Genomic DNA, 11,484 nt, shown 5'->3' on the forward strand with positions numbered 1-11,484 from the left:
CATCACTTGTAGTCGCTGCCGAGGCACGAGGCTGCGATCGGGCGCGAAGCGGTCGTAAAACCAATCACCGCGCAGTATCTGACACACCTAGATTGAATGCTTTACGACGACTCTGTCGCCGCGCGTAGCCTCGTGTTACTCGTCAACGCCTACAGGTCCTGCATTTATCCCCTGTAGCCGAGGCACGAGGCTGCGAAGCGGCCGTATCTGCGGTGAATGTAGTGTGTATGACGTACTCCATTGAATGGCTTACGACGGCTGCGCAGCCGGACGCAGCCTTCGGCAGCTACTACGCAGGGCATCGGCTTGACCCACCATAGAACCGCCAAGGTCTCTATGGATGAAACTCTTTTCATCGAACGGATGCGTTACCGCCAAGGTCGGATGCAGTGTCTATCCTGCTTGGGAAAAGGTTACGTACCTGTCTCAAGTTGCACACTTTCTTACTTCGAGGAGTTCCCCATGGCCCGAACGGTTGCTGATTTCATCACCGAAACCCTGCAAGAAGCTGGCGTCAAACGTGTGTTTGGCGTGGTGGGTGACTCGTTGAACGCCTTTACTGATTCATTGCGCCGTCAGGAGCAGATTGAATGGATCCATATGCGCAACGAAGAAGCCGCGGCGTTTGCGGCAGGCGCCGAAGCGCACCTGACGGGTGAGCTGGCGGTCTGCGCCGGCAGTTGCGGCCCCGGCAACCTGCATTTGATCAACGGTCTGTTCGACGCCCATCGCAGCGGGGTGCCGGTGCTGGCGCTGGCTGCCCATATACCGAGCAGCGAAATCGGCATTGATTATTTCCAGGCCACACACCCCGAAAGCCTGTTTAAAGAGTGCAGCCATTACGTTGAGCTGGTCTCGCACCCTGAGCAATTGCCGCAGATTCTTGAGCGCGCCATGCGCATGGCCATCGCCAAACGCGGTGTGGCGGTGGTGGTGATTCCAGGGGATGTGGCACTGCAAGCCACTGACGCCAAAGTGCCACACTGGCTGAAACCGGCCGCACCAATGATTCGCCCCGCCGATACCGAAATCGATCAGTTGGCAGCGTTTCTCAATACGGGCAAAAAAGTCACCCTGCTCTGCGGCGCCGGTTGCGCCGGGGCGCACACCGAAATCCTGGCCCTGGCCGAACGTTTAAAAGCCCCCATCGTGCACGCGCTGCGCGGCAAGGAGCACGTCGAATACGACAACCCATACGACGTGGGCATGACCGGTTTGATCGGCTTTGCGTCTGGTTATAAAGCCATGATGAATTGCGACACGCTGTTGATGCTGGGAACGAACTTTCCCTATCGCCAGTTTTATCCCGAGCACGGCAACATTGCGCAAATCGACTTGCGCGCCGAAGCCTTGGGCAATCGCTGCCCATTACAACTGGGACTGATCGGTGACGTGAAGCTGACCTTGCAGGCGGTGCTGCCCGGCGTGGCCCAGAACCCCGACAGCAAACACCTGGAGGCTGCGCTCAACGACTACAAAAAGTCCCGCGAGGACCTCGATGCGTTGGCCGAAAGCGGCCCGAACAGCGACATCATTCACCCGCAATACCTCAATCGACTGGTCAGCGAGCTGGCAGCAGAAGACGCGATTTTCACCTGTGACGTGGGCACGCCGACTGCGTGGGCCGCACGCTACCTGAAAATGAACGGCAAACGCCGTCTGGTCGGCTCGTTCAACCACGGCTCAATGGCCAACGCCATGCTGCAAGCGATTGGCGCACAAGCGGCCTTCCCTCATCGACAAGTAATTTCCATGTCGGGAGATGGCGGTTTCACCATGATGATGGGCGACTTTCTGACACTCAATCAGGTGGGCTTGCCGGTCAAAGTCATTGTGCTCAACAACGGCACGCTGGGTTTTGTCGAGATGGAGATGAAGGCTGCGGGTTTCCCTGACGTAGGCTGTGACCTTAAAAACCCCAATTTTGCAGCGATGGCCCAGGCAATGGGGGTCAAGGGCATACGCGTCGAACATCCGTCTGAACTGGAAGCCGCCTTGCGCGAAGCTTTCAGCCACGACGGCCCGGTGCTGGTGGACGTGGTCAGTGCGCGCCAGGAACTGGTGATGCCGCCGACCAAGACCTTCGAGCAGGCCAAAGGATTCAGCCTGTTTATGCTCAAAACCGTGATGGACGGCCGGGCACGCGAGTTGATCGATCTGGCCAAGGTCAATCTGTGGCGTTGAGTGTATCTGGCGTATAAAAAAACCCTTGGGTCATGCCCCAAGGGTTTGGTTTGAGCGCTCTGTATTAGCGTGAATGAAAGCGCCTATTCAGGGCGTTTTTCTTCTCCAGGATTTCACGCTCGCGCTTGCGTTTAACCCGTGCCAGCACCAACCAACACACCATTGCCACGCCCAGCACACCGCCCAGCCACAGCACATAAGGCATGGCCGTGACCAACAAGGGCACGTCGCCGCCACGTCGCAGTTGAGCAACCTCTTGTTCGCTGACGTTGAGCGCGGGATTGCCGAAACGTTGCAGGCTGTAATTGGCGATCGCCGCAATCTGCTGATCATTCAAATCACCGCCCAACGCGGGCATGTTGACCTCAAGGTCGGCCCCTTTGCGGCTAATGCCTTCAATGATGGCCATGACCAGATTGTTCGGCTGGCCGCCGGTCAGTGCAGTGTTTTGGCTCAACGAAGGGTAAAACGCGTCCGCTGTGCCTTGTCCGTCACGGCCGTGGCAGCTGGCGCAGGCGGCGTTGTACAGGCGTGCGCCGTCCGTTTCAGAGGCATTGGCCAACGAAGCCTGATCACCCTGCCCGACTTCCAGTGTGGTCATGTCCACAGGCACGACAGTGCGTGGAGCACTGAGCACCGGGTGTGTACTGGCAATCGCCGGCACGGTTTTCAGGTAGCTCGCCATCGCGTGCAAATCGCCATCACTCAAAAAGCGCAGGCTGTTTTCTACCGCTTCCGCCATGCCCCCGGCCGCTTGCGCTTTGTTGGTGACATGACCGTTTTTCAGGAAGCCCGCCAGTTCATCATTGCTCCAGCTGCCAATGCCCGAGGCTTGATCGGAGGTGATGTTGGGCGCTACCCAACCGCCCAGCGCGGCACCTGCCAAATAGCGGCTGCTGTCTTCTGCCATGAACGCGTTGCGCGGCGTGTGGCAAGCGCCGCAGTGGCCCAGCGTGTCGACCAGGTATTGCCCGCGCTTGAGCGGCTCGCCAGCATCGGTCGGCAACGTCGCACTCGACGCATCAAGGAACAACAGGTTCCAGCCAAACATTAACGCGCGCACATTGAACGGGAACGCCAGTTCGGTAGCGGGCACCGCCTTGTCGACCGGTTTCACACCTTGTTGCAAATACACATACAAGGCGTGAATGTCCGCATCGCTCATGCCTTGATACGCGGTATAGGGCATGGCCGGGTATAGGTGCTGGCCTTTGGCATTGACGCCTTTGCGCAACGCGTCAGCCAATTGCTGCTCGGTGTAGTCGCCAATGCCGTGGGTCTTGGAGGGCGTGATGTTGCTGCTGATGATGCGGCCCATAGGCGAATCAATCGCATAACCGCCCGAAAAGAGCGCACCGCCCTGCTCAACCGTGCGGTGACAGGCGCCGCAGTCAGCCGCACGCGCCACATATTCGCCCTGTTTGATCAGCGCGGCGTTGTCTTGACTGGCCATCGCGCTCAGCGACACCACAAAAGCGGCAAGCGGCAGCAGACGTAAGGTCTTCAGGTTCATGCTCAGACCTCCCGCGCAATGATGTCGGCCAGGCGTAGGCTCAGCGCAACGCCCGTCAGGGTCGGGTTAATGGTGCCCGAGGCCGGAATCACTCCGGTGGTGGCCAAAAACAGATTGGGATGGTCGAAGGTGCGGCATTCGTGGTTAACCACCGAATCTTTGGCATCACTGCCCATGATCACGGTGCCCATCAGGTGGTCGCGATTCTGCCAGCCCGTGTTGTCTTCGACGACCGTGCCGCCCATGACCTTCACGAAGTCGGCGTAGTCCGCGTCGACCCCAGGCTTGGCGGCTTTGACGTAATCACCCACCTCGTAATTGACCACCAACATCGGGATGCCCAGTGCATCTTTGCGCGTGGTGCTCGCACGCACGGTGTTGCTGGCCAGCGGCAAGGTTTCATACACGGTCGACACATCTACCCAGCGAGCAGCGTCATGACGAATACGTTCATCCAGCTCCTTGCCGAAGATGCCTTGTTCGATCAAACGCCCGGCCACGGCCATGTTGGGCACATTGTTGGCAAACGCATGCTTGACCGATGCCCGCTCTTTGCGGAACTCGCCATCACGGCGGTTGAAGATACCGCCCTGCTGCACGGCACCACGCCCCGGCCACACGGGTTCATCGGCCAGAAATTGCAGCCCCTGGCCGGTGTGGTCCATCAGGTTGCGTCCTACTTGATCCGACGAATTGGCCACGTCCGAAATCAGCAGCAGCTTGGGGGTTTCCAGGCCATTGGCGGCCACCACGAAATACTTTGCGCTCAGGCGCACATCATCGCCATTGGAGGAGCGGTAATGCACCGCGACAATTTTGCTGTCTGCACCTTTTTCCAACTTATACGCCGTGGCGTCAGTCAGCAGCTTGGCACCTGCTTGCACAGCATGTTTGGCGTGGACATCGCCGCTGTACATCGCACCAATGGGGCACACCGGCATGCAGTTGTTATTGCCGCTGCACGCCGGGCGACTGTCATAAGGCGTGGTCGCACGGCCGTTTGGCTCATGCAAAAACACATAACCGGCAGGCGCCAACCGTGCGCGCAGGCGCTGGAACAGGTAGGTGTCGCCCTCAGGCGGCATCGGATAAGGCGTGGACCGCGGCGGGAATGCGCCGCCGTTGTGGCCACTCTGGTCCTGCGTGTCACTGCCACAAACACCCAGCGCCACTTCAGCCCGGGCGTAATAAGGTTCCAGCTCGCTGTATTCCATTGGCCAATCACGGCCCACGCCATACAGGCTGTTGAGCTTCATGTCGTTGGGCAGATAGCGCCAGCAGGCCGCAGCCCAATGCCAGGTCGTACCGCCCACCAGCTTCAACATGCCGGGACGAAACTCGAACGAACCTATGTTCTCGATGTACTGCTCGTCGTAGGAATGACGCGCCCACGGCTCGTTCGGGTACGGCGAGTTGTAATTGCTTTTGTTCGATGAGTTACGAAAGTTCTCGACGATTTTCCAGCGGGGAATGTGCTCACCTGCCTCCAGAATAATCACCGACTTGCCCTGTTTGGCCAATTCAAAAGCCGCGTTGCTGCCCAAGGCTCCGGACCCAACAACAATGACATCAGCATCAAAGACCTGACTCATGGGTACCCCTTGTATTAATCGTTGGCGACGGTAGACGGCGGGTTAACCCAATAGTTGGTATGCCCCCGCGAATAGGTCGGAATCACAGTGGCATCCAGCGTCGGCGTATAGGCCAGCGCACCGGTGAATGTCACCAGCTCGGTGTCGTCTACCGCCCTTAGGCTGACAGGGGTGCCGGTGTAGCCCAGGTACCAGGCACGTACGATCTTTTGCACGGTGTCTTTGTGAGCCGGGTCTTGATAGATCGGACTGCTGCGCAGCAGACCCGCATGGCTCAAGCCTTGTTGCTGAATCTGGCCCCACAGCGATTTCATCTTGTCGGCAAAGGCCGGGTCAGCTTCGGTGCAACGGGCGAGCACACGTTGCGCAAGGCTTGCATCAAGAGACTCGCGCTCAGTGAGAAACAATGAAAGCTGGAGCAGTTGCTCTGCATCCGTCGTGGCCGCCTGGCTGACTTGCTGTGCCAGAGCCGCACCGATCCATGAAGAGGTGAGAAGACCGACACCCGTTAAGGTGGCGCCCGTGGACAATAACGTTCTGCGCGATATCACATAAATCTCCTTGACCGCCAAGCATCACACACGTGCCAAATGGCAGGCATCTCGACCTTGAACTAATCAGGTTGTTACAAAAAATGTATGAAACATCCTACAGTGCTTTGCTCACCTATTCATGAAAGTTGCCCTCCCTCACGCCTTTCAACCTTTCACACAGCCACTCAATACGAAACATTATTATTTGACGCCACTGTTTCACGCTGCGCTTAAACGCAAACAGCCCACCAAAGTGGACTGTTTGATTCGCTGGCTGTTGCTCCGATGCGCGAAGCAAAAGCGCGTGCAGTGCGTTGTTACTTCTCTGCCCCGGCACTGTGCAAACCGAGGCATTGAAGGTTAACGAATACTACGAATATTGCCTTTGTTGCCTTTAACCGTCACAGACACTTTTTTGAACACGACATAGCTTTGTTCGCTGACTTCGTAACGCGGGGCAATGATCAGGTCAGCGCCGGAGCTTTTCACTGCCTTATAGGCGGCTGCCGATTTAACCGCGCTCACAGGATCGAGAGCGCCGCCCAGGCCACCGCCAGTGCTGCCACCGTACTCAACGCCATCGGCAAATTCGCTGTCACCACCAAACTTGAAAATGCCGAACAGTACATTCACCGAAGACTGGCCAGTGATGGTCTCACCGACAGCGACATCCGCCTTCAGGTCAGCTTTGACCACGCTGTCGATAGGCGACGATGGCTGGCTGGCGTTGTAGCTCACACAACCGCCAGAGAGTGCTATGGCCACGGACAATGCTGCAAATTTCATCAACTTGTTCAAAACGGTACTTCCTTGCTACTGATTAGTTTTATGTGCCTTGATGGGGTTCAAGGTCCCGTTTTAAACGGGCACCGGACAGTAGCCCAGGCCAACTAAGTTAGTAATAAGACGATTCTTAAAGCCCCCCTACTTTTGAAATGTTCAGGGTCTTTTTCAAACATGAATCCTTTCAGCCACACACTAAAAGTGCTGACGACTTTATAAGTTCCGCTCTCAGGCTCATTAAGGTGCTTACCGTATTTTCTTTTTCATCCCCCCACCAAGCCCTTCAAACGGTTAAATTTTGTAATAACTCCGCCCATCAAAAAACCCGAAAAGCGCTGTAGTCTTGCCTCCCCTATTTCACAACAGGTCTATATGAACACCCTCCTGGAGCCTCCCAGTCGCTTCTTTGCAACACCCGCCCTTGCGCGCCACCTCCCAACGCTCCGCTATAACCCGTCGCACCCACGCAGCCTTGCCGTGGCTTTGTGTATTACAGGTTCTCTAGCCCATTGCTTACCCCCAAAACAAATGCCGCGCTTAAGCGTGCATGACGCTAGAGCTGTGGCCGCACGGTCATCCGTTTCTCATTTTGCGCACGAGGTTTACTGATCCTTATGGAATGGATTGCAGATCCTACGGCCTGGCTTGGCCTGCTGACGCTGATCGTGCTGGAGCTGGTGCTCGGTATCGACAACCTGGTGTTTATTGCCATTCTGGCTGACAAGCTCCCGCCCGAGCAGCGCGACCGGGCCCGCGTCATCGGCTTGTCGTTGGCGTTGTTGATGCGCCTGGGCCTGCTGGCCAGTATTTCGTGGATGGTGACCCTCACCGAACCTTTGTTTGAGGTGTTCACCAAGGTGTTCTCGGGCCGTGACCTGATCATGCTGTTCGGCGGCCTGTTCCTGCTGTTCAAGGCCACGATGGAGTTGCATGAGCGTCTCGAAGGCCATGTAGCCGAACGCACATCAAACACGACTTACGCCATGTTCTGGCCGATCGTGGCGCAAATCGTGGTATTGGACGCGGTTTTCTCGCTCGATGCGGTGATCACCGCTGTGGGCATGGTCGAACACTTGTCGGTGATGATGATCGCGGTCGTGTTCTCCATCGGCTTGATGATGCTGGCCAGCAAACCACTCACCCGTTTCGTCAACAGCCACCCCACCGTGATCATGCTGTGCCTGGGCTTTTTGATGATGATCGGCTTCAGCCTCACGGCCGAAGGTTTGGGTTTCCACATTCCGAAGGGTTATCTGTATGCGGCCATTGGCTTCTCGATTGTGATCGAGCTGTTCAACCAGATCGCCCGCGCCCGACGTAAAAAAAGCCTGCACGGCATGCGCCCCATGCGTGAGCGCACGGCGCACGCGGTGATGCGCCTGTTGAGCGGCCGCACACTGCAAGCCGATGAGGTGGACGACGAGATTGCGGACCTGCTCGACGGTGGCCAGACCAAGCACGTGTTTCATCGACGTGAACGGATCATGATCAGCGGTGTGCTGCAACTGGCCGAGCGCCCAATACGCAGTGTCATGACCCCGCGTACCGACATCGACCATATCGACCTGGCCGATTCAGCAGAAACTATTCGTACAACGCTGATGCATTCGTCGTACTCCCGACTGCCGCTGATTCGCGAAGGCCGTATCGATGAACCGCTGGGGTTTATCCATAAAAAAGAACTGCTCAAGGAGCTGCTCGCGGGCAATCAACCCAACCTTGAGGCCATGGCACGAAAAACCATCAACTTGCTAGACAGCTTCACGATCCTCAATGCATTGGAGCAAATGCGCAAAGAGTCGACGCACATTGCGTTCGTGGTGAACGAGTTCGGGGACTTCCTCGGCATTCTGACCATGACCGACATTTTGGAGTCGATTGCCGGTGAGCTGCCGGACGCCAGTGAAATAGACGGCCCGGGCATTGAAGTGCGGGGTGACGGTTACCTGGTCAGCGGTGCCGTGAACCTGAACCAGGTGCGCGAGCGTACGGGGTTTGCTGCACAAGGTACGGACGATTACCACACGCTGGCCGGCATGGTCATGAGTCTGCTGGACCGTTTGCCGATGAAGGGCGATCGGGTTGAGTGGCAAGGCTGGGACTTGACCGTCACTGAGGTCGAAGAACGCCGTGTGACTCGCGTTCACCTGTCAAAAACATAAGGTAAAGCTTCCCTTGCAGCGCATTCACTTATTGGCTGCAAGGGCTTGGCCCGTCACATGCGGTCATTGGCCCGCCCTTTCGCTTGCCCCTCAGCATCGACTAATATACGTTTCATATGCATTTCATATTGGACGTACCGATGGGCATCGTAAAAATCTCTGACCACATGCACGAAAATCTGCGACTCGCCAGCGATGCGCTGAGCCGCTCAATCAACGCGCAAGCCGAACACTGGATGCGCATCGGCATGCTGACTGAGCTGCACCCCAACCTGGATCACAACCAAATCTGCCGTTTACTGATCCGCGCCGAAGTGGCTGGAGGTCTGGATCTCAAGCAGTTGAGCGGACTGGTTCAAGACGCAAACGTTATCGAAACCGCTTCGCAGGCCGACCAATGAAAACCCACGTCACAATCAATACCCCGGCGCAAATTGCCCAATCCAAAATTGCCGGAAAACTGGCCGCAGACGTGCTGGCGATGATCGCGGACCATGTGAAGCCGGGGGTGACCACCGACCAACTGGACCAGATCTGCCACGACTACATCGTCAATGTGCAAAAAGCCATACCGGGCAACGTGGGCTATCACGGTTTCCCGAAAACCGTGTGCACCTCAGTCAACGACGTGGTCTGCCACGGCATTCCCTCTGCCAGCCCGTTAAAAGACGGCGACATCATCAATATCGACATCGCCGTGGTCAAAGATGGCTGGTATGGCGACACCAGCCGCATGTATTTCGTGGGTGAGCCTAGCCCCGAAGCGCGTCACCTGGTCAAAACCACTTACGATGCCATGTGCGCAGGCATCCGCGTGGTGCGTCCCGGCGCTACGTTGGGCGACATTGGCCACGCCATTCAGAGCCTTGCCGAAAAAGAAGGCTTCAGTGTGGTACGAGAATACTGCGGCCACGGCATCGGCAAGGTGTACCACGATGAGCCGCAAGTGCTGCATTACGGTTATCCGGGCCAGGGCATGAAACTCAAGACCGGCATGATCTTCACCATCGAACCCATGCTCAACGCTGGCAAGCGCCATGTAAAAACGCTGACGGATCGCTGGACAGTGGTCACCAAAGACCAATCGCTGTCAGCCCAGTGGGAACACATGGTCGCCGTCACGGACGACGGGTTTGAGCTGCTCAGCCCGTGGCCTGACCAGGTGGCGGAGTACCCGGCGATTAGTTGAGGCGAAATAGGCGCGAACCAGTAAGCACGCTGAAGATTTGCCTACTGATCGACAGCCGATACAAACGACTGAGGCCTTGAGCTTAGAAACAATGCGGGGGGTCAGGTACGGTGGAATAGAACCTTGTCCCCTCCTGAATAAGGTTTACACCTTCTGATCTATCTTCAGGAGGATTCGGACCATCTGCTGCCCCGAAAATCCAGAGGGTAAAACACCCTGCTGCCCTCCCTTACAAAGAGATCGGCAAGTGTGTTCATGCCCTGCGGTCACTGGATGGTATAGCGGCCAAAGCCTTCGAACTGCTGATCCTGACCGCGACTCGAACCCGCGAAACCATGGGTGCCCGCAAGGCCGAATCGATCTGACTGCCCAGATCTGGACGATTCCGGCCGAGCGCATGAAGGTTGCGAAGGAGCATCGTATCCTGCTCTGCCCGCAAGCCATCAAGCTGCTTCGCCCTCTGATCGAGAATGCATCGAACGGATCAGACTACCTTTTCACCGGAAACAAACCCGGTGCTCACCTCTCCAGCATGGCCTTGCTTCAACTCCTGCGGCGGCTAGAGCGCTCAGACCTCACCGCGCACGGCTTTCGTTCCACCTTTCGGGACTGGGCCAGGGAGACAACCGACTACCCGCGGGAGGTGGCAGAAGCCGCCCTTGCTCATACGATCAGGGACAAGACCGAAGCAGCCTATGCACGGGGCGACCTGTTCGAGAAGCGCAGGGTCATGATGGAGCATTGGGGCAGATATCTGAGCAACAAGACGGGATAGGCTCAGTAGGGTTCTCAGCGCCACGACCCGATACGGCAAGCTCACCTATCGGCATGAGCCTGACACCCAGGAATGAATGTACACAGACGCCCTCAACTCCCATTCCTACCCCGCTCTTCGCGACAACACCTGACGACAGCAATCGTCACGGGACTGCTGTGCCTGCGAATAAAGATACGAAGCCACCCTCAGACTTATGACGGTAATTCCCACACCATAAAGCTACTGGGACTACATTACAGCCCGCGGTCTTGAGGGGTTAAATGTCCTGTCTTCTGAAAAGAAAAAGGATGCTCCTCCATGCCAGACAAATTGGCTTCAGTTGCCCATAAAAAAAGCATCAACTTCAACTCCTTCCCCCCTACCGACGGCTGCCAGGCGAAGCGCGAACTGCCGCCTAAGCGACCGATCACTGCCGGTAACGCACTTGAACCGAAGGTAAGCAGATGTTGCTCGGTCAGGCGTTGTTAAAGACGCCGCCATCTTGACCATCAAGACCGCCTGACCCGCAGCCTGACGTGACGAAAGACCATCCAGGCCGTTTGACCTCAGGCACTGAAGCTTCGGGCAACTGACGCGAGTCCGTTCTACACAACACAACCACGCCCGCCCGCGGATGGGCAGGGCTTTTATTGTTCGCTACCTTCCAGCCCGTCGAGATCACGGGTTGGGCGGTAGCGTGCCTCAAGGAGGGCGCCATGCCCCGCCAAAGCGACTTGCGCTACACCTTCGAACCCAGCGGTGGCGCCGACT

At 57.1% G+C, this 11,484-nt stretch carries 9 protein-coding genes; 5 read left to right on the forward strand and 4 right to left on the reverse strand.

Annotated features, from left to right (window positions below; genetic code table 11):
* Positions 1–462: 462 nt before the first annotated feature.
* The gene (poxB, locus tag AP059_RS00530; RefSeq protein WP_059761415.1) at positions 463–2,184 is read left to right on the forward strand and encodes a ubiquinone-dependent pyruvate dehydrogenase; all 1,722 of its coding nucleotides are present in this window, start codon (positions 463–465) and stop codon (positions 2,182–2,184) included.
* A gap of 64 nt (positions 2,185–2,248) precedes the next feature.
* Here poxB and AP059_RS00535 read toward each other — a convergent pair whose 3' ends face one another.
* The 4 genes from AP059_RS00535 to AP059_RS00550 all read right to left on the reverse strand — a co-directional run bounded on the left by AP059_RS00535 (position 2,249) and on the right by AP059_RS00550 (position 6,608).
* Entirely contained in the window at positions 2,249–3,697 is a 1,449-nt protein-coding gene (locus AP059_RS00535) for a c-type cytochrome (RefSeq protein WP_059761416.1), read from the reverse strand.
* 2 nt (positions 3,698–3,699) lie between these two features.
* Positions 3,700–5,289: a GMC family oxidoreductase gene (locus AP059_RS00540; protein WP_059761417.1), complete on the reverse strand. Its 1,590-nt coding sequence runs from the start codon at positions 5,287–5,289 to the stop codon at positions 3,700–3,702.
* A gap of 14 nt (positions 5,290–5,303) precedes the next feature.
* Positions 5,304–5,840, reverse strand: coding sequence for a sugar dehydrogenase complex small subunit (locus AP059_RS00545; RefSeq protein WP_082706713.1), 537 nt, complete (start codon positions 5,838–5,840; stop codon positions 5,304–5,306).
* 342 nt (positions 5,841–6,182) lie between these two features.
* Entirely contained in the window at positions 6,183–6,608 is a 426-nt protein-coding gene (locus tag AP059_RS00550; RefSeq protein ID WP_059761422.1) for a hypothetical protein, read from the reverse strand.
* A 611-nt stretch (positions 6,609–7,219) separates the two neighbouring features.
* Here AP059_RS00550 and AP059_RS00555 point away from each other — a divergent pair.
* The 4 genes from AP059_RS00555 to AP059_RS00570 all read left to right on the forward strand — a co-directional run bounded on the left by AP059_RS00555 (position 7,220) and on the right by AP059_RS00570 (position 10,731).
* Positions 7,220–8,767: a TerC family protein gene (locus AP059_RS00555; RefSeq protein WP_059761419.1), complete on the forward strand. Its 1,548-nt coding sequence runs from the start codon at positions 7,220–7,222 to the stop codon at positions 8,765–8,767.
* 140 nt (positions 8,768–8,907) lie between these two features.
* Entirely contained in the window at positions 8,908–9,168 is a 261-nt protein-coding gene (locus tag AP059_RS00560; protein ID WP_048398796.1) for a ParD-like family protein, read from the forward strand.
* Positions 9,165–9,956: a type I methionyl aminopeptidase gene (gene map / locus AP059_RS00565; protein ID WP_059761420.1), complete on the forward strand. Its 792-nt coding sequence runs from the start codon at positions 9,165–9,167 to the stop codon at positions 9,954–9,956. The genes AP059_RS00560 and map overlap by 4 nt, the downstream gene beginning before the upstream one ends.
* A 247-nt stretch (positions 9,957–10,203) precedes the next feature.
* Complete coding sequence (locus AP059_RS00570; RefSeq protein WP_165599905.1) at positions 10,204–10,731, forward strand: tyrosine-type recombinase/integrase; 528 nt, start codon at positions 10,204–10,206, stop codon at positions 10,729–10,731.
* The last annotated feature ends 753 nt before the right edge of the window (positions 10,732–11,484 follow it).

The organism is Pseudomonas sp. TAA207, from assembly GCF_001529285.1.
Classification (GTDB): domain Bacteria; phylum Pseudomonadota; class Gammaproteobacteria; order Pseudomonadales; family Pseudomonadaceae; genus Aquipseudomonas; species Aquipseudomonas weihenstephanensis.

Coding starts and splice junctions, on each gene's coding strand:
- poxB (WP_059761415.1), top strand. CDS start 463: ATGGCCCGAACGGTTGCTGATTTCATCACCGAAACCCTGCAAGAAGCT.
- AP059_RS00535 (WP_059761416.1), bottom strand. CDS start 3,697: ATGAACCTGAAGACCTTACGTCTGCTGCCGCTTGCCGCTTTTGTGGTG.
- AP059_RS00540 (WP_059761417.1), bottom strand. CDS start 5,289: ATGAGTCAGGTCTTTGATGCTGATGTCATTGTTGTTGGGTCCGGAGCC.
- AP059_RS00550 (WP_059761422.1), bottom strand. CDS start 6,608: ATGAAATTTGCAGCATTGTCCGTGGCCATAGCACTCTCTGGCGGTTGT.
- AP059_RS00555 (WP_059761419.1), top strand. CDS start 7,220: ATGGAATGGATTGCAGATCCTACGGCCTGGCTTGGCCTGCTGACGCTG.
- AP059_RS00560 (WP_048398796.1), top strand. CDS start 8,908: ATGGGCATCGTAAAAATCTCTGACCACATGCACGAAAATCTGCGACTC.
- map (WP_059761420.1), top strand. CDS start 9,165: ATGAAAACCCACGTCACAATCAATACCCCGGCGCAAATTGCCCAATCC.